General features: G+C 72.0%; 20 protein-coding genes. 3 read left to right on the top strand and 17 right to left on the bottom strand.

Annotated elements, in window-relative coordinates; all coding sequences use genetic code 11:
• Positions 1-245: 245 nt before the first annotated feature.
• The 3 genes from K7957_RS17665 to K7957_RS17655 form a co-directional block, all read right to left on the bottom strand.
• Positions 246-1,520, bottom strand: coding sequence for an L-fuconate dehydratase (locus K7957_RS17665; protein WP_223013787.1), 1,275 nt, complete (start codon positions 1,518-1,520; stop codon positions 246-248).
• A gap of 319 nt (positions 1,521-1,839) precedes the next feature.
• Positions 1,840-2,628 (bottom strand): IclR family transcriptional regulator, encoded by a 789-nt coding sequence (locus K7957_RS17660; RefSeq protein ID WP_223013785.1) that lies wholly within the window; start codon positions 2,626-2,628, stop codon positions 1,840-1,842.
• Between the two features lie 271 nt (positions 2,629-2,899).
• Positions 2,900-5,227 (bottom strand): glycoside hydrolase family 31 protein, encoded by a 2,328-nt coding sequence (locus tag K7957_RS17655; protein WP_223013783.1) that lies wholly within the window; start codon positions 5,225-5,227, stop codon positions 2,900-2,902.
• A 230-nt stretch (positions 5,228-5,457) separates the two neighbouring features.
• Between K7957_RS17655 and K7957_RS17650 the strand changes: the two genes are divergently transcribed.
• Positions 5,458-6,342, top strand: coding sequence for a beta-keto acid cleavage family enzyme (locus K7957_RS17650; protein ID WP_223013781.1), 885 nt, complete (start codon positions 5,458-5,460; stop codon positions 6,340-6,342).
• 136 nt (positions 6,343-6,478) lie between these two features.
• Here the strand turns inward: K7957_RS17650 and K7957_RS17645 are convergent, their stop codons facing one another.
• The 7 genes from K7957_RS17645 to K7957_RS17615 are packed head-to-tail and all read right to left on the bottom strand — an operon-like array spanning position 6,479 to position 12,988.
• Positions 6,479-6,829 (bottom strand): L-rhamnose mutarotase, encoded by a 351-nt coding sequence (locus K7957_RS17645; RefSeq protein WP_223013780.1) that lies wholly within the window; start codon positions 6,827-6,829, stop codon positions 6,479-6,481.
• Positions 6,826-7,596, bottom strand: coding sequence for an SDR family oxidoreductase (locus K7957_RS17640; protein ID WP_223013778.1), 771 nt, complete (start codon positions 7,594-7,596; stop codon positions 6,826-6,828). Before K7957_RS17640 ends, K7957_RS17645 begins: the two co-directional genes overlap by 4 nt.
• A complete protein-coding gene (locus K7957_RS17635) occupies positions 7,551-8,534 on the bottom strand; it encodes an aldo/keto reductase (protein WP_246617241.1) in 984 nt (327 codons plus the stop codon). The genes K7957_RS17640 and K7957_RS17635 overlap by 46 nt, the downstream gene beginning before the upstream one ends.
• Positions 8,531-9,340: an amidohydrolase family protein gene (locus tag K7957_RS17630; protein WP_223013776.1), complete on the bottom strand. Its 810-nt coding sequence runs from the start codon at positions 9,338-9,340 to the stop codon at positions 8,531-8,533. The genes K7957_RS17635 and K7957_RS17630 overlap by 4 nt, the downstream gene beginning before the upstream one ends.
• The gene (gene fucP / locus K7957_RS17625; protein WP_223013773.1) at positions 9,337-10,566 is read right to left on the bottom strand and encodes an L-fucose:H+ symporter permease; all 1,230 of its coding nucleotides are present in this window, start codon (positions 10,564-10,566) and stop codon (positions 9,337-9,339) included. Before fucP ends, K7957_RS17630 begins: the two co-directional genes overlap by 4 nt.
• The gene (locus K7957_RS17620; protein ID WP_223013771.1) at positions 10,563-12,194 is read right to left on the bottom strand and encodes an alpha-L-fucosidase; all 1,632 of its coding nucleotides are present in this window, start codon (positions 12,192-12,194) and stop codon (positions 10,563-10,565) included. The genes fucP and K7957_RS17620 overlap by 4 nt, the downstream gene beginning before the upstream one ends.
• Positions 12,195-12,196: 2 nt before the next feature.
• Complete coding sequence (locus K7957_RS17615) at positions 12,197-12,988, bottom strand: SGNH/GDSL hydrolase family protein (RefSeq protein WP_223013770.1); 792 nt, start codon at positions 12,986-12,988, stop codon at positions 12,197-12,199.
• Between the two features lie 335 nt (positions 12,989-13,323).
• Here K7957_RS17615 and K7957_RS17610 point away from each other — a divergent pair, with 335 nt between their 5' ends.
• Positions 13,324-14,232 (top strand): VOC family protein, encoded by a 909-nt coding sequence (locus tag K7957_RS17610; protein ID WP_223013769.1) that lies wholly within the window; start codon positions 13,324-13,326, stop codon positions 14,230-14,232.
• Positions 14,233-14,442: 210 nt separating this feature from the next.
• Here the strand turns inward: K7957_RS17610 and K7957_RS17605 are convergent, their stop codons facing one another.
• The 6 genes from K7957_RS17605 to K7957_RS17580 all read right to left on the bottom strand — a co-directional run bounded on the left by K7957_RS17605 (position 14,443) and on the right by K7957_RS17580 (position 22,270).
• Positions 14,443-14,904, bottom strand: coding sequence for a DUF3429 family protein (locus tag K7957_RS17605; RefSeq protein ID WP_343228450.1), 462 nt, complete (start codon positions 14,902-14,904; stop codon positions 14,443-14,445).
• 5 nt (positions 14,905-14,909) lie between these two features.
• A complete protein-coding gene (locus tag K7957_RS17600; RefSeq protein ID WP_223013768.1) occupies positions 14,910-15,533 on the bottom strand; it encodes a YbhB/YbcL family Raf kinase inhibitor-like protein in 624 nt (207 codons plus the stop codon).
• 201 nt (positions 15,534-15,734) lie between these two features.
• On the bottom strand, positions 15,735-16,730 hold the full coding sequence (locus K7957_RS17595; protein ID WP_223013767.1) for a DUF2891 domain-containing protein: 996 nt from the start codon (positions 16,728-16,730) through the stop codon (positions 15,735-15,737).
• Positions 16,727-17,626, bottom strand: a complete 900-nt coding sequence (locus K7957_RS17590) for a 5-oxoproline transporter, DUF979 family subunit (protein WP_223013766.1) — start codon at positions 17,624-17,626, stop codon at positions 16,727-16,729. The genes K7957_RS17595 and K7957_RS17590 overlap by 4 nt, the downstream gene beginning before the upstream one ends.
• Positions 17,623-18,276 (bottom strand): DUF969 domain-containing protein, encoded by a 654-nt coding sequence (locus K7957_RS17585; RefSeq protein WP_223013764.1) that lies wholly within the window; start codon positions 18,274-18,276, stop codon positions 17,623-17,625. Before K7957_RS17585 ends, K7957_RS17590 begins: the two co-directional genes overlap by 4 nt.
• A 433-nt stretch (positions 18,277-18,709) precedes the next feature.
• A complete protein-coding gene (locus tag K7957_RS17580; RefSeq protein ID WP_343228449.1) occupies positions 18,710-22,270 on the bottom strand; it encodes a hydantoinase B/oxoprolinase family protein in 3,561 nt (1,186 codons plus the stop codon).
• 175 nt (positions 22,271-22,445) lie between these two features.
• On the opposite strand from K7957_RS17580, the gene K7957_RS17575 reads away from it, so the two are divergent.
• Positions 22,446-23,198, top strand: a complete 753-nt coding sequence (locus K7957_RS17575) for a hydroxypyruvate isomerase family protein (protein ID WP_246617240.1) — start codon at positions 22,446-22,448, stop codon at positions 23,196-23,198.
• A 68-nt stretch (positions 23,199-23,266) separates the two neighbouring features.
• Here the strand turns inward: K7957_RS17575 and K7957_RS17570 are convergent, their stop codons facing one another.
• Complete coding sequence (locus K7957_RS17570; RefSeq protein WP_219754705.1) at positions 23,267-23,446, bottom strand: hypothetical protein; 180 nt, start codon at positions 23,444-23,446, stop codon at positions 23,267-23,269.
• Between the last annotated feature and the right edge of the window lies 1 nt (position 23,447).

Here is a 23,447-nt window from a genome sequence, read left to right as displayed (position 1 = left end):
CCTCGTGTCGGGCGCACCCTAGCACAGCCGCGCGGGGAGGGTAGCGCGAGCGCGTTGAGGGGCATCAAGCGGTCCGGAAAGGATTTCCTTCCCACTCGCGCCGGGGGCACGCCAAGGCACGCGGACCGCGCGCAGCGCGGTGGTGAAGCGCTCTCCACCAACGGTATCGGCGCAGATGCGAGAGCTGCCCTCCACCACGCCCGACCGGCGCGGTACCCCCTCTAGCCGGGGAGGATCACGTCAGCTCAGCCGTGCCGGAACGCCACCAGAGTCTCCGGCCGCATCTCGATCGAGTAGCCCGGCGCGGTCGGGGCCTGATAGGCGCCGTCGCGCACGATGCAGGGCTCGAGGAAATGCTCGTGGAGATGGTCGACATATTCCGCCACGCGCCCCTCGGCGGTGCCGGCGAAGCAGAGATAGTCGATCATCGCGAGATGCTGGACATATTCGCACAGCCCCACGCCGCCGGCGTGGGGGCAGACCGGCAGCTCGGCCTTGGCCGCCATCAGCAGCACCGCCAGCACCTCGTTGACGCCACCCAGGCGGCAGGCGTCGATCTGCACCACGTCGATCGCGCCCTCGGCGATGAACTGCTTGAAGACGATGCGGTTCTGGCACATCTCGCCGGTCGCGACCTGGACCGGGGCAACGCCGCGGCGGATCGCGGCATGGCCCGCGACGTCGTCGGGGCTGGTCGGCTCCTCGATGAACCAGGGCCGCGCGAAGGCGAGCGCGTTGACGTGATCGATCGCCTGCCCGACCTCCCACACCTGATTGGCGTCGATCATCAGCACCGCTTCTTCGCCGATCGCGCGGCGCGCGATGCCGACGCGGCGGACGTCGTCGTCGAGGCTGACGCCGACCTTGAGCTTGACGTGGCGGAAGCCTTCCGCGATCGCCTCGCGACACAGCCGCTCCAGCTTCTCGTCGGAATAGCCGAGCCAGCCCGCCGAGGTGGTGTAGCAGGGATAGCCGGAGCGCTCGAGCGCGGCCATACGCTCTTCCTTGCCCGCCGCGCGGGCGGTGAGCAGCGTCAGCGCCTCCTCCTCGGTGATGTAATCGGTGAGGTAGGTGAAGGGGATCTGCCGCACCAGCTCGGCCGGCGTCATCTCTGCGATCAGGCGCCACAGCGGCTTGCCCGCCGCCTTGGCGCTCAAGTCCCACACCGCGTTGACGACCGCGCCGGTGGCGAGATGGATCACGCCCTTGTCCGGTCCGACCCAGCGCAGCTGGCTGTCACCGGTGACGCGGCGCCAGAAGGCGGCACCGTCGGCACGGACGGTGGCGAGGTCGAGCCCGACGACCAGTGGCCGCAGCGCCTCGATCGCCGCGCAGCACAGGTCGTTGCCGCGCCCGATCGTGAAGGTGAGGCCGTGACCCTCCAGGCCGGGCGTGTCGGTCTCGAGGATGCAATAGGCCGCCGAATAGTCCGGATCGGGGTTCATCGCGTCCGAGCCGTCGAGCGAGGCCGAGGTCGGGAAGCGCAGGTCGAGCACCCGCAGGCCGGTGATCACGGTCACGAAGCCGCCCTCCTATCGATCGTGCCGACCGTTGCGATCCGATAGCTCAGAATGATGCCGCCTCCCCCTGGGTCGTCTGTTTCGTTGGTGCTAACAATTTTCACGGGTGCGCACAACGGGGATCATCGGCAAGCCCACCCCGTTTCTCTTGCATCATCCTGAACTCGTTTCAGGATCCACGTCGCCGCAAGCGCCTCGCGGCAGAAGGCGCGGCACGGTGGATCCTGAGACAAGCTCAGGATGACGCCGGCGGCGGAGGCGGCGGGGCCGGCGGCGACAGCGGAGGCGGGGGCAGCGGAGGCCGCGGGGCCGGTGCCGCTCAGTACAGCCGACTGTCCGCCTCGACGAGCTGCGCCGAGATCGAGTCCGCCGCCTCGCGCACCGACCTGGCCGCGGCGCGCGGGGTCAGCTCGGCGCCGATCTTCTTGAGGAACGGTACGGTTAGGGCCGCGGCGGCAGTGCCTCCGCGCATGACGGGAGCGGAGATGTCGGTGACGCCGGTGACGAACGGGCTGGGCGTGAGCTCGACGCGCCGCTCGCGCACCGCGTCGGCATGCACGCGGAACGCGGCGAGCTCCTCGGGCGTGAGCTGCGGATCGAGCAGCGCCTCCCAGCGCCGCCGCACGTCCTCGGGCTGGAAGGCGTAGAGCACCGCGCCCGAGGCAACCTGCGCCAGCGGCTTGCGATACCCGACGCGCACCGAGAAGCCGAGCTGCTCGCTCGACTCCATTCGCGCCACCACCACCATCTCGCCCAGCGTGTGGAGCGCGAGGTGGCACGATTGCTGGATGTCGAGCGCCAGCTGCCGCATCAACGGCAGCGCGACCTCGATCAGGCTCTGCGTGCGCGGCTGCTTCATGCCGAGCGAGAACAGGCGGTCCGTCAGGGAATAGCCATCGTCGGCCGGGTCCTGATCGAGGTAACCGCGAAATTGGAGCACCTGCACCATGCGGAACAGCTCGCCATGGCTGCGACCGAGCCGGTTCACGATCGCGGTGAACGTGAGGGGGGTGGGCGAGGCGGCGAGCAGCTCGAGGATGTCGAGCCCCTTCTCGAGCGCGGGCGCGCGGTAGCGGCGCTCGTCCTCGCCCGCGCTGTCCTCGATCATCGGCGTCCCCTCCCGTGCCGCGCCGATGCGCGTCCGTCCTACGCTGTGTAGGCGGGGGAGGGGGCGCGCGGTCAAGCCCTTCGTCCTCACGAGGGGGGCGATCGGCGGGCTATGCCTCTGCCCACCCGCCGTCATCCCGGGCTCGTTTCGGGATCCAGCCTTCCGCGCGGGCAACGGCCCGAGACTAAGCGACCCGGAGGATCCCGGACCAAGTCAGGGACGACGGCGGTGATCGAGGTGGCGATCGTCATGCTCTCAGCGATACGCCGCGCTACCGCCCCACCACCTTCACCAGCGCCGCCGCCGATTGTCCCGTCGGGAGCGCGCCCGACGCGGTGAGCCGCCCTGCCGCCTCGTCCCAGTGCAGCGTCGCGCTGCGACCGCCGCTCTTCTGATAGGCCTGGGTGGTGCCGTCGTCGTCATACAGCCGCGCGGTGGCGTCGCGGCCCGGGAAGACGCGGATCTCGGCCAGCGCCTGCTTCGTCGCGGTGTTCGGCACCGGCGCGCCGATCGGCACGATCGAGCCCGCGCGGACGAACAGCGGCATGCGCTCGATCGGCGCGGCGGCGTCGATCCACTGACCGCCGGCGTGCTTCTCATTGGTCCACCAGTCATACCAGTCGCTGCCTGCCGGGAGGTACACGCGGCGGCTGGTCGTCCCCTGCTCGGTCACCGGCGCGACCAGGAAGGCGGGGCCGAACATATATTCGTCGCCGACCGTCGCCACCTGCGGGTCGCTCGCGAAGTCCATCCACAAAGCGCGCATGAAGGGCGCGCCGGTCTCGTAGGTGGTGCGTGCCAGCGGGTAGATGTACGGCAGCAGCGCGTAGCGCAGCCTCGACCAGCTCGCCAGGATCGGCTCGGCCGCCGCGCCATAGTCCCAGATCGCGGTCGCCGGGCGCTGGCCGTGGATTCGGAGCGTCGGCGTGAAGCTGTTGTACTGGAACCAGCGCACGAACAGCTCGGGATAGTCCGGGTAGCCCGCACCCATTGCGGTGGCGCCCGCCGGGCTGAGCAGCGGCGCGTGTGCGGGCTTGCTGCTGCCGGGATATTGCCAGCCGCCGGTGTCGCTCGACCAGAGCGCGATACCGGAGGCCGTCATGTTGAGCCCGGTCGGCACCTGGCGACGCAGCGCCTCCCAGGTCGACTGGATGTCCGACGACCAGAACAGGCAGCCGTTCGCCTGGGTGCCGAGATAGGCGGCGCGGCACAGGATCAGGTTGCGGATGTCCGGCCGGTCACGCCGCGAACCCTCGGCCGCGCCCGCGGTGTGGAGCAGCGGGAAGACGTTGTGATAGCGGTCGCCCGAGCCGATCGAGTAGAAGAAGCCGTCCGGCACGAGATCGGGTTCGGTCTCGTCGAGCCAGAGATAGTCGAAGCCCTGGCTCAGGATATTGTCGCGCACCTTGCCCCAGAACCAGCCGCGCGCGGCGGGATTGGTCGAATCGATCAGCGCGCCGGCGCGATCGGAGCGTACCGGCAGGCCGTCGACGGTCTTGCCGTCGGCGTCCTTGAGGAACCAGCCCTTCGCGTCCAGCTCGTTGAAGTAGCGGCTCTCCTTCTCGAAGCGCGGCCAGACCGAGATGATCGAGTGCAGCCCGCGCTGGTGCAGCTCGCGGTTCATGCCGACGGGATCGGGGAAGAAGTTACGGTCGACGTCGAGCTGGCCCATGCGGGTCCAGTGGAACCAGTCGAGCACCATCATGTCGAGCGGGTAGCCGCGGCTGCGATAGCCGTCCGCCACGGCCATCAGCTCCTGCTGGCTCTCGTATCGCGCCTTCGACTGGATCAGCCCGAAGGCAGCTTTGGGTGGCAGCGGGGTTTTGCCAGTGAGTTTGGCATAGCCGGCATAGAGCTCATCGCTGGTCGTGCCGGTGATGACGAAGAAGCTGACTCGGTCGCCCACCTCGCTCTCGAAGCGGGTCTGGCCGTGGATCCCCGGCGAGACCCGGGTGGCGGAGGGATTGTCCCACACGATCGCGTAGTTGCGGCTGGAGACGAGGACGGGCACGCAGACCTGCTCGCCCGCCGGCGCGTCATACCAGTGGCGGCAGTCGATCGTGCGCCCGCGCAGGTCGAGGATCCCCTCCTGGTTCTGCCCGAGCCCGTAGAAATGCTCGTCCGGAGCGGCATCGAAGTTGGCGCCGGCCAGGAAGGTCTTCTCGCCCGAGACGGTGTGCGGCGCCATCGACCAGCCGCCCATGGTGATGGTGCGCCCGTCGGCGGTGGTGATCGCCACCGACACCGGGGGCAGCGACGGGGCGAAGTAGCGCTGCATCTGGCTCGGCGCGCCGGGCCAGGGCTGCGCCTTGACGGTGACGTTGAGCGCGCTGGAGGCGAAGACGTCGCCCGCCGGAGTGGTGCTGTGCGACCAGCCCGCGGCATCGGCGGCGGCGCTGATGCCGAAGCCGGGCTTGCCGTCGGCCTGGTCGCGCTCGGTCGCGATCGTGACGCGGACGATGTTGGGCGCGTACGGCTCGATCGCGACGAGGCTGCCGTTGCGATCCACCGTGGCGACCGGCTGGGCGACCGCCTGCGTGCCGAGCGCGAGCAGCCCGAGCGGTAGCGTCCGCGTCCAGCGCGCCGTCCTGCGGTCCATCGTCCATCCCCTCCGATTAGTATGACGGCTTCTGCCCAAGTGAACGTTATCGCTCAAGCGCTTTTCGGTAGCGGTACCATGTCGATGCCGGGCGGGCGGCCCGTCCTGAGCTAGCCACTCGGAGCCGCCCGACGGACGCTCGCGCGCCGAGCCTATCATGGGACTGGCGCCTCATCGCGCTCGCGGTCTCCGCGCGTGCCGCGCCCACAACGGAGGAAGGGTGCATCCGCATGGACGACCTGATCATCAACTTCGCTCCCACCGGGATGGTGCCGACCAAAGAGCACACGCCGCACGTGCCGATCACGGCCAGCGAGATCGTCGACGACGTGCTCGCGGCGTACGATCTCGGCGCCGGCATCGCGCACCTGCACACCCGCGACGCGCTCACCGGCGCGCCCGAGGTCAACCCCGACACCTTCGCCGCGATCATCGAGGGCATTCGCCGCCACGCGCCCGATCTGGTCATCTGCGTGTCGCTGAGCGGGCGCAACGTCACCGACCCCGAGCTGCGCGCCGCGCCGTTGGAGCTCGCCGGCGCGCTCAAGCCGGACATGGGCTCGCTGACCTTGTCGTCGCTCAACTTCGTCCAGCAGGCGAGCGTGAACAGCCCCTCGAGGATCCAGTTCCTGGCGCGGCGGATGCACGACCGCGGCATCATGCCCGAGCTGGAGGTCTTCGACCTCGGCATGATCAACTACCTGACGTACATGCGCTCACGCGCGATGCTCACGGCGCCTTTCTACTGCAACGTGCTGTTAGGCAACATCGCCGGCCTGCAGGCGAGCGCGACCGAGTGGGGCGAGGTGGACGCGGTGATGCCGCCCGACGTGATCTGGGCGGCGGCAGGGATCGGCGCGGCGCAGACCCCCGCGGTATCGCTCGCGGTGGCGCTGGGGCGCCACGTCCGAGTCGGGCTGGAGGACAATATCTGGCTCGACCGCGCGCGCGCCACGCTGGCCACGAACCGCCAGCTGGTCGAGCGCGTGGTGCAGCTCGCTGAGCTCGCCGAGCGCGCACCCATGCCGCCCGTCAAGATACGCGAGCTGCTCGGGCTGGCGCCTGGGAATGAGCGCTACGGCCGGGCGGGAGACGGTCAGGAGGCGCGGAAATGAGCCGTGCTCCGGCGGACGCGCGATCCCAGGGCCACGTAGAGTTGACGCTGGTGGCTCTGGGCTCCTGCGTGCGCAGGAGCATGTCGGCGGATCAGACGACGCCCGACGAGGCGAGCACCGCGCTGTTCCTCGCGCGTCAGCCCTGCGCCGCCAAGTCGAAGATCAGCCCCGCCGCGACCCATTTCTCCCCCGGTGCGGCCCAGGGCAGGCGCTGCTGGAAGCCGTCCATCAGCGTCTCCCAGGCGACCACGTCCGGGTCGGTGGCGTCGGCGCGCGCCTTCGTCGCCGGGTCGAACGCCGCGGTGACGTCCATGACCATCACCAGCCGGTTACCGCTGCGGAAGATCTGCATCGCCGCGATCCCCGCGGCGCGGATGCTCGCTACCACCGGCTTGGGCACCGCGCCCGCGGCGTGCCACGCCTCGTAGCGCGCGATCGAGGCGGGGTCGTTGACCAGGTCGAGCAGCAGGACGTGGCGCTGGGTCAATTGATCCAGCCCCCGTCGATGATGTGCGCCTGACCGGTGGTGAAGCCCGACTCGTCGCTGGCGAGGTACAGCGCGAGCGCGGCGACTTCGTCGGGCCGCCCGAGCCGCCCCATCGGCTGGCGCGCGGTGAAGTCGGCGCGCGCCTTGGCATAGTCGCCGGTGTCGTGGAGCCGCTGCTGGAGCGACGGTGAATCGACCGTGCCCGGGCAGATCGCGTTGCAGCGGATCCCGCGCGCGACGAAGTCCGCCGCGACCGACTTGGTCAGCCCGATCACCGCCGCCTTGGTCGCGCCATAGGCGAAGCGGTTGGGGATGCCCTTGATCGAGCTGGCGATCGAGGAGACGTTGACGATGCTGCCGCCGCCGAGCTCCAGCATCGCTGGCAGGAAGGCACGCACCGTGCGGTACATGGCGGTGACGTTGAGCTCGTTGGAGAAGGCCCAGGCGTCCTCGTCGCAGTCGAGGATGGTCCCGCTGTGAACGAAGCCGGCGCAGTTGACGAGGACGTCGACCGGTCCGGTACGCTCCGGTAGCGCGGCCACCGCGGCAGTATCGCGCACGTCGAGCGCGAGCGTCTCGGCGTCGAGCCCGTCGAGCTTGGCGAGGTCAATGTCGCTGGCGATCACGCGCGCGCCCTCGCGCGCGAACAGCTCGGCGGTGGCGCGGCCGATGCCCTGGCCCGCCGCGGTGATGAAGGCGGTCTTGCCCGCCAGACGGTCGCTCACGCAGATGTCTCCGTTGCTATGTCGTCGAGCGCGGCGCGACATTCGTCCCACAGCGGCTCGGGGATCGAGTGGTGCGCGTAGCGCCGTGTGTCCGCCACCTGCGCCGCGCCGACCAGGCCGGGGATGACACTCGCCACCGCCGGCGCGCGCGTCGGGAACTGGAGCGCGGCGGCGGGTAGGGGCACGCCGTGGCGCGCGCAGACCCGCTCCAGCGCGGCGACTCGCGCGACCACCGCGGCGGGGGCGGGGGCGTAGTTGAAGTGGCCCCGCCCGGCGCTGCCCTCGACCAGGATCCCGCTGTTGTAGGGGCCGCCGATCACCACCCGCGTGCCGACGCGCGCGCAGCGATCGAGCAGCGCGGCGGCGGCGTCGGGCTCGAGCAGCGTGTAGCGGCCGGCGAGCAGGATCACGTCGAGCTCGACCGCGTCGAGCAGCCGCTCGCACACCGCGATCTCGTTGACGCCCAGCCCGATCGCGTCGATCGCGCCGGCGTCGCGCAGGTCGCGCAGCGCGAGATAGCCGCCGTCGACGAAGGCGCGGAAGTGGCGCTCGGCCTCGTCGCCGTGAGTGACCGCGCCGAGGTCGTGCGCGAACAGCAGCTCGACGCTGTCGCGCCGCAGCCGCGCGAGGCTGGCCTCGTGGCTGCGCAGCACGGCGTCACGCGTATAGTCGAACACCGGCTCGAGCGGCGGCGCGGCCACGAAGCCGTGGCGCTCGGGCGCGCCGCTGTCGGTCGGCACCAGCAGCCGCCCCACCTTGGTCGAGACGATCGCGCGCGCGTCCGGATCGTGGCGCGCCAGCGCGCGGCCGAGCCGCTCCTCCGCCAGCCCGAAGCCATAGTGCGGCGCGACGTCGAAATAGCCGATACCCGCGGCGAGCGCCGCGGCGACGGTGGCCTCGGCGGTGGCCTCGTCCACGACGCGGTATAGGTTGCCGATCCCGGCACAGCCCATGCCGAGCGGCGGCAGTGTCAGCGTCATGCGGCGATCCCGTAGGTGGCGCGGGCGGTGGCGTCGAACACCGCGGCGTGATGCTCGGCCGGGACCAGCGCGCGCGCCTGCGCCTGCCAGCCGGCATAGTCGCCCGCGAGCGCGAGCACGGGCCAGTCGCTGCCCCACATCAGCCGGTCGGGCGCGAACAGCGCGACCAGCGCGGCGGCGGCGGGCGCGATCGCCTCAGGCGGATCGGCGGGGCGGCGCTCGGTGAGCAGGCCGGAGAGCTTGCAGCGCACCCGCGGCAGCGCGGCGAGCGCGGCCATGTCGGCCTGCCACTCAGTAAGGTCGCCGAGCACCGGCTTGGCACCGTGGTCGATCACGATCGTGAGCGCGGGATGACGCGCCGCGAGCCGCGCGAGGCTCGGCAGGTGGCGCGGGCGGACCAGCGCCTCCAGGATCAGCCCGGCCCGCGCCATCGCCTCCCACACCGGGTCGCGCGCGGGTTCGTCGTACCAGTCGGCGGCGAGGTCCTGCACCATCGGGCGCAGCGCGCGCAGCTTGGGCGCACCCGCCAGCCGCTTGACCTCCGCGACCGCGTCGGGCGCGTCCACGTTGACCCAGCCGGTGACGGCGAGCACCTGCGGCTCCTGCGCCGCGAGCGCGAGCAGCCACGCGGTGTCGCGCGCGTCGGGCTGCGACTGCACCAGCACCACGCCGTCGACCGCGGCCGCGCCGGGCAGAGCGCGCCAGTCGTCCAATAGGAAGTCGCGGTGGATCGCGGCGAGGTCGGGCGTCGGCCAGCTGTGGCCGTTGGCGCCGATGCGCCAGAGGTGGACGTGCGTGTCGATCACGCGCGCCCCCGTCGCAGCGTCAGCGCGTAGAGCAGCACCACCACGAAACAGGCCGCCGGCACGACCATCGCCAGGACGATCGAGCCGCTGCGGTCCGACACCAGCCCCATCAGCGCCGGGAACACCGCGCCGCCGACGATCGCCATCACCAGCAGCGCCGCGGCGGACTTGGTCAGCACGCCGAGGTCGCGCACCGCCTCGGCGAAGATCGTCGGGTACATGATCGACATGAAGAAGCTGGTCGCCACCAGGGCGACGATGCCGATCCCGCCGCCGAGCAGCGCCGCCGCCAGCGTCAGCGCGCCCGCGATCGCGGCGAAGCCGGCGAGCAGTCGCGCTGGCGCGACGCGTGACATCAGCGCGGTGCCCGCGAACCGCCCCACCATGAACAGCACCAGCGACAGCGTCAGGTAATGCGCCGCGGTGCGCTCGCCCGTGCCGGGCACCGCCACCTCGCTGTAGCGGATCAGGAAGCTCCAGATGCCGACCTGCGCGCCGACGTAGAAGAACTGCGCCGCGACGCCGCCCCGCACCCGCGCCGAGCGCACCACCGCGGCGAAGTCACCCGCGGCACCCACGCCTTCCTCGACGTCGCGCTCGGTCGCGACCGGCGGGAAGTGGGTCAGCCGGATCAGCACCGCCCAGACCAGCACGCCCAGCCCGATGACGAGATAGGGCAGCTGCACCGCCGCCGCCTCGGCGGCGCGCGCGGCGTCGCCGGTGACCGGGCCGGACTGGCCCGACAGGATGAACTGGCTGCCGATCAGCACGCCCGTGATCGAGCCGAGCGGGTTGAACGCCTGCGCCAGGTTGAGCCGCCGCGCCGCGGTGTCCTCGCTGCCCAGCTTGGCCATCAGCGGGTTGGCCGAGGTCTCCAGGAAGCCGAGCCCGCTCGCGATCACGAAGAGGGCGAGCAGGAAAGCGGGATAGCTCTGCCACGCCGCGGCGGGCCAGAACATCAGCGCGCCGGCGCCGTACAGCAGCAGCCCGAGCAGCACCGCGGCGCGATAGCCGAAGCGTCGCATCGTCAGCGCCGCCGGGATCGCGAGGCAGAAATAGCCGAGATAGAAGGCCGATTGCACCAGCCCCGCGCCGAGGTCGCTCAGCACGAACAGCTTCTTGAAGTGCGCGATCAGCACGTCGTTGAGGTTGTTGGCGACGCCCCACAGGAAGAAGAGCGCGACGACGAGCACCAGCGGCAGCCGCCGCATCGACGCGCCGCTCATGCTAGCCCGCGCCCGTCGACGCGCACCGCGGGGACGAACCCGCCCGGCGCGCGTCCGCCCAGGTCGAGCTCGAGCCCGCGCGGCGTCTGGCGGTGCGCGACCGTGTCGCCGCCCAGCAGCGTGACGCGCTCGACCACCGGCGCTTCCGGCCCCGCCGCCAGCGCGGCGACGGTCGCGGTGCCGGCGGGCGGCTTGAGGAACAGCGCGTAGAGCGCGCCGGCGCGGGTGGTGAAGCGCACGTCCTCGGCGGTGAAGGGCTTGGCCGCCTCCTCGTTCTGCGCGCCGGCGGCGACCTTCGTCGGCCCCTCGCCATAGATCCGCCACGGGCGCGAGGCGAAGATCGCCTCGCCGTTGATCGCCATCCAGCGCTCCATCGCGTCCAGGATCTTCTCCTCCTCGGCGTCGATCGCGCCGTGACCTGGCTGGGGGATCGAGAGCAGCAGATTGCCGTTCTTCGAGACGACGTCGGCGAGCCGCTGCACCACGTCCTCGGCGGTCTTGTAGCTGCGGTCGTTGAGCCTGGCGACGTTGTAGAACCAGTCGCCGATGCAGGTGTCGGTCTGCCACGGCTCGGCGCGCAGCCGGTCGCTGAAGCCGCGCTCGACGTCCTCGACGATCCCGCCCAATTGGTGCGGCTCCAGCTTCTTGCCGGTGAGCACCACCTCCGGCGCGCCGTGCCACTGGATCGCGCGGTTGTAATAGTCCGCCGCCGCTTCCACCCCGATCGCGCCGAACGGCAGCGCGGTATCGTCCATGTAGCAGAGGTCAGGCTTGTACTTAGCCATCAGGTCGGCCTGGCGCAGCAGCCACTGGGCGGCGTAGCGCGGGTCGGCAGGGGGCGGCGTCTCGATCCACTGGCCGTCGTGCGCCTCGTGCCACTTGCCCATGGCGGCGGCGCTGCGGATGCCGTCGGGCGCGACGATGTGGCGGCCGGTGTAGAGCTGCTGCGGATCGAGCCCGTCCCACCAGGTGCCTCGCCCGTCGGCGCGGGTGAGGTGATAGGCGTCGTAGCGCTCGCCCGCACGCGACCCCTCGGGGTCGTAGGCGTAGGCGGTCTGGTACCAGTGCCAGGCGTGCGCGGCGTGGTTCGACACGCCGAACTTGAGCCCCGCCTGCCGCGCCGCGCGTTCCCATGTGCCGACGACGTCGCGCTTCGGGCCGACGCGTAGCGAATTCCAGGCGTGATAGCGGCTGTCGTAGCAGTCGAGATTGTCGTGGTGGCAGGCGAGCGCCATGAAATATTTGGCACCGACGCGCTTGTAGCGGTCGACCAGCGCCTGCGGGTCCCAGCGCTCGGCCTTCCACAGGTTCTGGATGTCCTTCATCCCGACCCGCGTCGGGTGGCCGTAGGTGCGCAGGTGGTGTTCGTAGACCGGGTGCCCCTGCATGTAGAGGAAGCGGCCGTACCAGTCGCCCTGCTCGGGCACCGCCTGCGGCCCCCAATGCGACCACAGCCCCAGCTTGGCGTCACGGAACCAGTCGGGGACGCGATAGTGCGAGCGCAGCGACTCCCACGTCGGTTGGACCGGCCCGCGCACCGTGCCGGTCGGGCTCGCGGCGAGGCCGGCGCGCGCGGCGAGCACCGCGGCCGAGCCGGCGAGGAAGCCGCGGCGCTGGATCGCGGCCACGCTCAGCGCCCGAGCGCGCGGCGGATCGAGTCGAGCGCGACGGGCGCCATCGCCGCATAGCCCGCGGCGGTGGGGTGGACGCCGTCGCTCGCCAGACCCTCGCGCATCGCGCCCGCCGGCGTGGCGAGCACCGGGTGATAGTCCACCCAGGTCGCGCCGGTGCGGCGCGCATAGGCCTTGAGCCAGGCGTTGAGCGCGGCGATCTGCGGCGCGGGGCGCTTGTCCGGGCTCCACGGGAAGGCCGCGGCGGGCGGCACCGAGGCGAGGATGACCTTGATCCCGTTGGCACGCGCCAGCTCGGCCATGCTCTGGATATGGCCCTCGACCGTCTCGATCGTGGCCGCGCCGGTGTTGCCGGCCACGTCGTTGGTCCCCGCCATGATGTGGACCGCCTGGGGGTGGAGATCGATCACGTCCTGGCGGAAGCGCAGCAGCATCTGCGACGTGGTCTGGCCGCTGATGCCGCGGTCGACGCGGCCGTCGCGCCAGAAATCGGGCGCGAGGTTGATCCAATTGTCGGTGATAGAATCGCCCATGAAGACGACGCGCGGCTTATCGGTGAGCGCGCGGTTGGCCGCGGCATAGCGGCAGAGCTGGCCGTGGTCGCGCGTGAGCATGTGGAGGTTCGCGATCGTCCCCGCCGCCTTGTCCGTCGGCTTGGGGTGCGTGGGGCAGGGATCGGCGACGATGCCCGATGGATCGTCGGCGTAGGGATCACTGGGCACCTTGGTCTGCGCCGTCGCGACGGTGGCGAGCAGTGCCGCGGCGGCCGCCCAGCTGATCGATGCGCGCAACGCTTCCTCTCCCTCGCCCGGTGCGGCCGCTCGCTTTGGCAGCGCTCCTGCCGCGACGCTACAACGGCGGAAGGGGGGGACGCAACCGGCATGAAGAGAGTTTTCACTGGTGAAGGCGCTGCGGTTGGTTCAGCCTTCATGGACGCTCGGCGCCTCTCGTGCGGCGCTGGGTCTGAGCGCTGTATCATGTAGCCTCACGCGCGGTCCTTCGAGAGGGCACCCAGCCGGGCAAAAGGCCCTCTCGCCTTCCCGCGTGCCCCCGTGACAGGCGCGCTAGCACCCGCTAACCTATCGACCTGACGCCATTTCTTTGGCGCGGCAGGAGAGGGTCTCACATGCAGCTCACGCGGGCGGCGATGATCATCGCGGCGGTCTTCTCGATCGGCGCGCGCACGCCCGAACGACCCCCCATCTCGGGCGTGTCGCATCTGGCGGTGTACAGCCGCGACCTCGCCGCCTCGGAGCGCTTCTACGCCGGCGTGCTCGGCGCGCGGAAGGTGGCGGACCCGGAGAATAGCGCCGGCGCGCGCTATCAGTTCAGCGGCACGCAATTCGTCGAGGTGCTGCCCGCGCCCGCAGGGCTTGGCGCCAGCCTGTTCGCGCATGCCGCCTATCGCACCCCCGACGCCGCCGCGCTGCGCTCCTGGCTGCTCGCGCGCGGGGCCGCCGGAGTAGGTGCGCTGGAGCCGGGCGCGGACGAGCGCCGCTTCGCCGCGCGCGACGCGGAGGGCAACGAGGTGCAGTTCGTCGAGTCGAAGGCCAGCGCCGCCGCGGTCCCCGGCGCGGTGAGCGGCCGCATCATCCACATCGGCCATGCCGTGCGCGATCGCGCCAAGGAGGACGGCTTCTATCGCACCCTGCTCGGCTTTCGTCCTTATTGGTTCGGGTCGTTCGAGCCGCCCAAGGTCGACTGGGTGTCGCAGCAGACGCCCGACGGGCGCGACTGGCTCGAATATATGATGGTCGGCGAGGGCTCGCGCGTGACCGAGGCCTCGCTCGACGCGCGCCAGCTCGGCGTCCTCAACCATCTCTCGCTCGGCGTGAACAACATGCAGACCGCAGTGACCGGCCTGTATCGCGGCAAGAAGATGACCGGCCGCCACGACGGCCCGCAGCTGGGGCTGGACGGCAAGTGGCAGGCCAACCTCTACGATCCCGACGGCACGCGGGTCGAGCTGATGGAATATCATGCGGTGACCGAGCCGTGCTGCTCGCCCTTCACCGCGCCCGATCCGGACGGCTGAGCAGGCGCCGTCAGTCCTCCGGTCTCGGCAGGTCGTCAGGAGAGCCACTGGTCACGCGTGTCGTGCCTGGGTTCCGGCGAACGCCGGAACCCAGGGTCAAGCAGAGCGACGCGGCACGGCGCGCGCGCCTAGGCTCCTGCCGCCGCAGGAGCACGGGGCAGCAAGGTCGCAGCGATCTCCCCAGAAGGGAGGACTCACAGGGCCGGTCCTTCACCGCGCCAGCAGCGCCAGCAGCAGCGTCAGCGTACCGAGCCCGCCCGAGAGCGTCAGCCGCAGGCCCCACCAGCCGGGCAGCTCGCGCACGATGGGCGAGGCGGCGCGGTCGGCGAGCGGGGAGACCAGCACCGCCGCACCCAGCGCGACCAGCGACGAGGCCGGCGGTGCGCCGCCGAGCAGCCACGCCAGCAGCGCCGCCCAGGCGACGAGGCTGGGCGCCACGGCCAGCACGTAAGGCGCCGCGAAGGTGACGCGGCGCTCGAGCGCGTCCATCCACCACAGCCCGCCGAGGAACGACAGGATCATCGCGGCGTAGAGCCCGCCCACCAGTGTCGCCGCGGGCTGCAGCGCCGGCAGCGCGAGCGCGACGGCGACGCAGCCCGCGGGCGGGAGCAGCCCGGAGAGGCCGAGCCAGCGCGGCGCCGCGGGCAGCGGGCGGGGGGTCGGATCGCGCACGAGGCTCAGGCGGGCTGTGCGGCGCCGACCGGCCCGATCCCGGCGGGCTCGCCGCGCGAGTAGGTGCCGCTCAGCGTGCCAGCGGCGAGCACGCGCCCGCGCAGCGCCTCCAGCACGGCGCTGCGCCCCGGGCTGACGTCGAGTGCCGCCGCCTCGCTCAGCGCGAACAGCTGGAAGACATAGTCGTGGCTGCCGTGCCCGGTCGGCGGGTCGGGCGGCAACCAGCCTTCCTGCTGATAGCTGTTGCGGCCCACGTCCGAGCCGTCGAACGCGCCGCGCCCGTCGGCCGCGATCGCGCCTTCCTCCAGCCCCGCCGAGTCGGGCGGCAGGTTCCATACCACCGCATGGACCAGCGGGTTGGGCGCGGGCGCGTCGGGGTCCTCGACCAGCAGTGCCAGCGCGACCGCGTCGGCGGGCACCCCGGTCCAGGTCAGTGGCGGCGACATGCCCTCGCCGTCGGCGGTGAAACGCTCGGGCAGCCGCGCCCCGTCGGCGAAGGCGGGGCTGGAGAGCGTCAGCTGCGCGCCGCCCGCGGGCACGATCCCGTCCTGCACGATCACCAGCTTCGCATGGCCCGCGCGGACGTTGTGCAACAGGTTGCCGAGCCAGTGGGGAACATGTTCGAGCATAGTGCCTCCTACGGGTGTTGCGCAGTGAACCGCCGGCGCGCCGGCTGGTTGCGGGGGATCGGCGCGGTTGACGCGCCGTCGTCCGGACCGGCTCGTGCGCCGGCGAACGCCGGAGCCGAGGGCCACGAAGATGGCCCCCGCGGCCCTAGGCTCCTGCGTGCGCAGGAGCACGCCGGTAAAACACCGCGGATGGATGAAGTCTCAGCCCGACAGCACCGCCAGCAGCGCGAAGGTGGCGAGCCAGTGGCCGCCCATGTAATCGTCGTCGAGGTGCGGCAGGCTGGCGGCGAGATGCGCCGCGGCGACGTGGCGCATCGCCGCGGCGCCTGGGTGGCGCGGGCCGAGCGCGGCGGCGAGCTGGCGCCAGCACCAGGCGCGGCTGAGGTTGAGCCCATCGAGATGCGCGATCTTGCCGTCGCTCCGGTCGGAGACGTGCGCCGGCCGGAACAGCGTGACCGGCTCGCCGCGCGCGACGTCGGGCAGGAAGGCGTCGAACCACGCGCCGAACGTGACCGCGGGCAGCACGCGGCTCATCAGCAGCGCCTCGCAAAGGGCGGAGGAGAGGAAGTCGTCCCCCGACGGCTCCCACGCCTGGCAGGCGCGGTCCTCGCCGAACCAGCCGCGCGCGCGCGCGTCGATCAGCTCGACCAGCGTGGGGTCGTGTCGGAGCGCCCAGTCGCGCGCCAGCACCAGCGCGAAGCTGGTGTTGAAATGCGTGCCGACCCGCACCGCATAGGTCAGCTTCGGCAGGTAAGCGGCGAGGCGCGCGGCGAAGGCGCGCGCCAGCGGCTCCAGCGCCTTGCCCCAGGGCGCGGCGTGCCGGTCCGCCTCGGCGTGGAGCGCGAGCAGCCACGCCCAGCCATAGGGTCGCTCGAACCCGCCGCTCGTCGGCCGCTCGAGATAGGCGAGCTCGCCCGCCACCTTGGCGGGTACCAGCATGGCGTCGGCACGCGCGCGAATCGCCTCGGCCTCCGCCAGCGCCGGGAAGAGCCGGCGGATCGTCAGCAGCTGCCACCAGCCGTGGACGCAGCTGTGCCAGTCGAAGCTGCCGTGGAAGATCGGGTGGAGCGTCGCGGGCGGCGCCGCGTCGTGCGCGCCGGTGAGCACATGGTCGAGCTTGTACGGATACTCGCGCCCGACATGGTCGAGCGTGATCCGTGCGAAGCGCGCGGCGAGCGCGGGGTCGAGCCTGGTCATCGGATCACCCACCATAACAGCAGCACGTTGAAGAGGAGCAGCGGCAGCGCGGTCGCCGCCTGCGCGCGGATCACGCCGTAGCGGTCGCGCAGCTCGAGCAGAGCGGCGGGAACGATGTTGAAGTTCGCGGCCATGGGCGTGAGCAACGTGCCGCAGAAGCCCGCCAGCATGCCGATCGCGGCGACCGCCGCCGGGTCACCGCCGTACTGATGCACCAGCAGCGGCATGCCCACCGCCGCCGCCATCACCGGGAAGGCGGCGAAGGCATTGCCCATCACGATCGTGAACAACGCCATGCCGAGGCCGTAGGCGATCGCGGCGCCGAGCACGCTGCCCGCCGGGATCGCGCCGCCGACCAGCCCGCCGACCACGTCGCCGACGCCCGCGAGCGCGAATACCGCGCCCAGGCTGGCGAGTAGCTGCGGCATGATCGCGGCCCAGCCGATCTCGTCGATTAGCCGCCGCCCCGAGCGCAATCCCGCGAGCGGCGGCGCGCGCAGCCGCCAGTGGCCGAGCGCGAGCGCGACGAGCACGCCGAGCGTCAGCGCCACCAGCGTCGCCTGCTGGGAGTCGACCAGCGTCGGCAGGCGCTTGAACAGCAGCGTGCCGCCGAGCGCGGCGGCGGGGATCACCAGCGCCAGCGCGAGCAGCGGGCCGTGCGGCTCGTTCGCCGTCTCGGGCTCGCCGCGGCGCATCCGGCCCGAGGTTGCGGTGGCGACCAGCGCGAGCACGAGCACGCCGTTGCCGAGGTCGCCGATCGCGTCGCCCGCGAAGAAGGACAAGGCGAGCAGCGCGTGGAACAGCGCGTTGGCCCAGCGCCGATCGACCGCGCCGAGCAGGGCGCAGGCGGCGAAGAACAGCCCGGCGACCGCGTAGACGAGGTTGAGCCCGATCATCGCGCGCGCCGCTTCAGCCGGCGATCGAGCCACCATAGCCGCGCGCCGTGGACGAGGAAGGCGACGAGCGCGGTCGGGATCGCCCAGACCGAGAGCTGGAACGGCTCGACGCGGACACCATAGCCCTCGAGCACGCCGCGCATCAGCAGGATCGAGCCGATCGCGATGAAGATGTCCTCGCCGAAGAACAGCCCGATATTGTCGGTCGCCGCGGCGAGCGCGCGGATCGGCTCGCCGTCCTGCTCGCCCTGGCGCGCCGCGGCGGCCTCGGCCATGGGCGCGACGAGCGGCCGCACCGTCTGCGCCGGCCCCGCCACCGCGTTGAGCCCGAGCGCGGCGGAGAGCTGGCGGAACAGCAGATAGCCGGCGAGCAGCCGCCCCACGGTGAGCCCGCGCAATCCGCCGACCAGTCCGCGCGCACGCTCCTGTAGCCCGGCACGTTCGAGCAGGCCGATCACGGGGAGCACCATGTAGATCGCGGTGACGTAGCGGCTCTGGTTGAAGGCGTGGCCGAACCTGGCGAGCACGGAAAAAGGATCGAGCCCGGCGGCGAGCCCCGTCACCGCCGCCGCGACGACGATCACCAGCAGCGGGTTGAAGCGCAGCAGGAAGCCCAGCGCGATCACGGCGACGCCGGCGAGGACCAGCATCAGCGGCGGGCCCGAGCGGGGAGGGGAGGGCGAGGCTGGACGTCTGCCCCTCTGCTTTGCCGACGCCCGCAACCGCTACAGTGGACGCCGGGGCCAAGGCGGGCAAACCGGTGTGAGGCTCTTCGGCGTCTTCCCGCTGGACCCCGGCCTACGCCGGGGTGACGGTTCGGGGGAAGGGGTGACGGATTCACCATCTCGTCGCCCCGGCGCAGGCCGGGGCCCAGGTGGGAAGGCTTGTGTGAGGGCCACCGACGTCCCCCAACTGGACCCCGGCGTCCGCTGGAGTAGCTCGGTGATGGGGAGTGTCCCTTCGCCCCCTTGTCGCTCCGGCGGATGCCGCGGCCATGTCGGGAAAGCCGACGCGGCGCGCAGCAGCCATCCGCCACTACACCGCGTCTCGCAGCCTTGATCCCAGGCCGGGACCCCCGCCCGCTCACGGCTCACCCCCAAAGCCGCCGCCGCCGGGCGTCTCGATGACGAAGACGTCGCCCGCCGCCAGCTCGACCGACGCGGTCGCCCCGAGCGTCTCGACGCGTCCGTCCGCGCGCTCCACGCGGTTCGCGCCGACCGCGCCGTCGCCGCCGCCCGCCAGCCCGAACGGCGCCACGACGCGATGGTTGGACAGGATGTTCGCCCGCATCGACGCGCGGAAGCGCACGCGCCGAACCGCGCCGTCGCCGCCGGGCCAGCGCCCCGCGCCGCCCGAGCCGCGGCGGATCGCGAACGCCTCCAGCAGCACCGGGAAGCGAGTCTCGAGCACCTCGGGATCGGTCAGCCGGCTGTTGGTCATGTGCGTCTGCACCGCGCTCGCGCCCGCGAAGCCGTCGCCCGCCCCCGCGCCGCCCGCGATCGTCTCATAATATTGGTGGGTCGAGTCGCCGAAGGTGAAGTTGTTCATCGTCCCCTGCGACGCCGCCATCGCGCCTAGCGCACCCATCAGCGCGTCGGTGACGACCTGACTGGTCTCGACGTTGCCCGCGACCACCGCCGCGGGATAGCGCGGGTTGAGCATCGATCCTTCCGGCACGATCAGCGTCACGGGGCGCAGGAAGCCGTCATTGAGCGGCGTGTCCTCGGCCACCAGCGTCCGCAGCACGTAGAGCACCGCGGCGCGAGTCACCGCCAGCGGCGCGTTGGTGTTGCCCGGTCGCTGCTCGCTGGTGCCGGTGAAGTCGACCGTCAGCGCTCCCGCATCGCGGTCGACGCGCACGGCGACACGCACCGCGGCGCCGTCGTCGGTGGCATAGGCGAAGGTGCCGTCCGAGAGCGACCGCACCGCGCCGCGGGCCAACGCCTCGGCGTGCGCCTGGACGTGCTTCATATAGGCCGCCACGACGTCGCGCCCCTGCTCGGCGACGAGCCGCTCCAGCCCCGCCGCGCCGCGCGCGCAGGCGGCGAGCTGCGCGGCGAGATCGGCCATGTTCTGGTCGATCGCGCGCGCCGGGTGGGGGCCGCCGGCGAACACCGCCCGCACCTCCAGGTCGCGCAGGCGTCCCTCGGCGAGCACCAGCACGTCGTCAAAGACCACGCCCTCGTCGGCGAGCGTGCGGCTGTCCGCGGGCATCGAGCCGGGGCTGGTGCCGCCGACGTCGGCGTGGTGCCCGCGCGCGGCGACGAAGAAGGCGGGCGCGTCGCCGCCAGCGAACACCGGCTGGACGACGGTGATGTCGGGCAGATGCGTGCCGCCACGATAGGGGTCGTTGACCGCATAGGCGTCGCCCGGGCGCATCCCGCGCCCGTCGCGAGCACGGCTGGCGATCAGGTGGCGGACGCAGTCGCCCATTGAGCCGAGGTGCACCGGTATGTGCGGCGCGTTGGCGACGAGGTGCCCGCCGGCGTCGAACAGCGCGCAGGAGAAATCGAGCCGCTCGCGGATGTTGACCGAGGCGGCGCTGCGCTGGAGCGCGGATCCCATCTCCTCCGCCAGCCCCATGAACAGGCCGGCGAAGATCGCCAGCCGCACCGGGTCGACCGCGGCGTCGCGCGCCGCCGCGGCGCGCGCCGCGACGCGGGTGAGCCGCAGCGTGCCGCCGTGCAGCACCGCCGCCTCCCAGCCCGGCTCGACCCCGACGGTCGAGGTCGAATCGACCAGCAGCGCCGGCCCCGCGACGCGCGCGCCCGCGCCGAGTGACTCGCGGCGGTGCAGCGGCGCCCGATGCGCCGCGCCCGCCATCGTCACCATGACGGTCTCGGGCGCGGACGCCGACGCCTCGGGTGGCGCCATCGCGGGCGCAGCGCTGCCGCGCACCGCCTCGACCTGGAGTCGCTCGACGATGAGCGCGTCGTCCGCGGTGAAGCCGAAGCGCTCGCGATGGGCTCCCTCGAACGCGGCGCGCATCGCCGTGGCCTCGGCGACCGCGACCTCGATCCCTTGATCGGTGCGCGCGTAGCGCAGCGTCGCCAGCGCCTCGACCGTCGCCTCACCGTCCAGCTCGTCGCGCGCCTCGGCGGCGAGCTGATCCAGCGTCCTGCGCCATGCCCCAGCGTCGAGCGGCGCGGCGACTGTCCGCTGGCGCACCGCGCGCCGGTCAGCGAGCGCGATCCCCCAGGCCGAGAGCACGCCGGCGAGCGGGTGGATCAGCACGTCGCGCATGCCCAACGCGTCGGCGACGAGACAGGCGTGCTGCCCGCCCGCGCCGCCGAAGCTCATCAGCGCGTAGCTCGCGGGATCATGCCCGCGCGCGACCGACACCGACTTGATCGCCTTGGCCATGTTGGCAACCGCGATCGCCACCAGCCCCTCCGCCGCGGACAGCGGATCGGGGCGCGTGCCGGTCGCGCGCTCCACCGAGTCGAGCAGCCCCTCGAGCCGGTCGAGCGCGGCGGCGCGGTCAAGCGACTGGTCGCGCTCGGGCCCGAACACCGCGGGGAAGTGCGCCGGCACGATCTTGCCCAGGAGGAGGTTGCAGTCGGTCACCGTCAGCGGCCCGCCGCGGCGATAGCAGGCGGGGCCGGGATCGGCGCCCGCGCTCTCCGGCCCGACGGTGAAGCGGCCGCCGTCGAAGCCGCAGATCGAGCCGCCGCCGGCGGCCACCGTGTCGATCCGCAGCATCGGCGCGGCGACTCGGACGCCGCCGATCACCGCCTCCTGGCGCCGCTCGAACGTCCCCGCCCAGAGAGAGACGTCGGTCGAGGTGCCGCCCATGTCGAAGCCGATCACGCGCTCGACCCCGGCGGCGCGCGCTGCCGCGGCCATGCCGACGATCCCGCCCGCCGGTCCCGAGAGCAAAGCGTCCTTGCCGCTCACCGCGCGCGCCGCGGCGAGTCCGCCCGACGATTGCATGAAGAGGGGCGCGCCGCCGAAGGCCGCCTCCAGCCCGTCGACGTAGCGGCGCAGCACGGGCGAGAGATAGGCGTCGGCGGCGGTGGTGTCGCCGCGGGCGACGAGCCGGATCAGCGGCGCGACGCGGTGGCTCACCGATATTTGGGTGAAGCCGATCGCGCGCGCCAGCGCCTCCAGCGCCGCCTCGTGCGCGGGGTAGCGCCAGCCGTGCATCAGCACGATCGCGACCGCGCGCAGCCCGGCGTCGTGACCGGCACGGAGGCCGCGCTCGGCGGCGGCGAGATCGAGCGCGCGCACCACAGCGCCGTCGACGTCGACCCGCTCGTCGATCTCGACCACGCGCTCGGGCAGCGGCGGCGGGCGGACGATCGCGCGCGCGAAGATGTCGGGCCGGTCCTGGTAGCCGATCGCCAGCGCGTCGCCGAAGCCGCGCGTGATCGCCAGCAGTGCCGGCTCGCCGCGCCGCTCGAGCAGCGCGTTGGTCGCGACCGTGGTGCCGATGCGCACGTCGAGCGAGGGCAGCGCGCCCACGCGCACGCCGGTCAGCCGCCGCACTGCCTCCACCGCGGCGTCGTCGTAGCGGCCGGGATCGACCGAGAGCAGCTTGACCACCTCGATGGTGCCGTCCTCGCGCTCGGCGACCACGTCGGTGAAGGTGCCGCCGCGGTCGATCGCGATGCGGCGGAGCGGGGCGGGGGACGCGGTCGACACGGCGCAACCTATCGCAGCGCCACCGCTTCTTGTCGATCGCCGCGCGGCGGCTTGCCCTCGCGGGCGGGTGCGCTACACTCGGCCGATGGTCACAAGGCGACAGGTCATCGGCACGTCACTCACCCTCGCCGCGAGCGCGGCCATCGCCGGGCCGGCGACGCCGCCGCGCAGGCGCTTGAAACAGTCGGTCAGCCGCTGGTGCTATGAGAAGATCCCGCTCGACCAGCTCTGCGCCTTCGCCGCCAAGATCGGTTTGGACGGCATCGACCTGCTCGAGCCCAAGGACTATGACGTGCCGCGCCGTCACGGGCTGCGCTGCACGATGGGCTATGCCGCGGACGTGATGCAGATCCCCGACGGGCTCAACCGCACCGAGAACCACGCCGCGATCGAGGCGCAATATCGCGTCGGCATCCCCCAGGCGGCCAAGGCGGGGGTGCCCAACGTCATCGCCTTCTCAGGCAACCGCAAGGGCATGTCGGACGAGCAGGGTGCCGAGAACACGATCGCCGGGCTCAACCGCGTCAAGAAGATCGCCGAGGACAACGACGTGACGATCTGCCTCGAACTGCTCAACAGCAAGGTCAATCACAAGGACTATATGGCGGACCACACCGCCTGGGGCGCGCGCGTGATGGAGGCGGTGGGCTCGCCGCACGTGAAGCTGCTGTACGACGCCTATCATATGCAGATCATGGAGGGCGACCTGATCGACACGGTGCGCCAGAACATTCGCTGGATCGGCCATGTCCACACCGGCGGCGTGCCGGGGCGTCACGACCTCGACGACACGCAGGAAGTCAACTGGGGCGCCTTCGCGCGCGCGCTCGCCGACACCGGCTTCGACGGCTATCTCGCGCATGAGTTCGTGCCCAGGGGCGATCCGCTGCCCGCGCTCGCACGCGCGGTAAAGACCTGCGCCGCGTGAGCGGCCGCGCGATCAGGCTTCCAGCCGGAGCGTGAGGGAGGGGCGCGGCGTCACGCCACCCGATCGGCTCAGTGCAGCTTCGCGATCGACAGGCCGTCCTGCTTGGCCCGCTCTTTCACCGATTCCTCACTGCGGGTCAGCGCCTTGGCGATCGCCTTCAGCGCCATGCCCTTCTTCGCCAGAGTGTGGAGCTTCTGGATCTCGTCGGGGCGCCACGGTTGGCGATGTCTCTCGAAGCGGTCGGCCATC

This window comes from Sphingomonas yunnanensis (assembly GCF_019898765.1).
GTDB classification, from domain to species: Bacteria; Pseudomonadota; Alphaproteobacteria; order Sphingomonadales; family Sphingomonadaceae; genus Sphingomonas; species Sphingomonas yunnanensis.
Note: the sequence above shows the minus strand (reverse complement) of the source record. Positions and strands in the feature narration are given on the sequence as shown.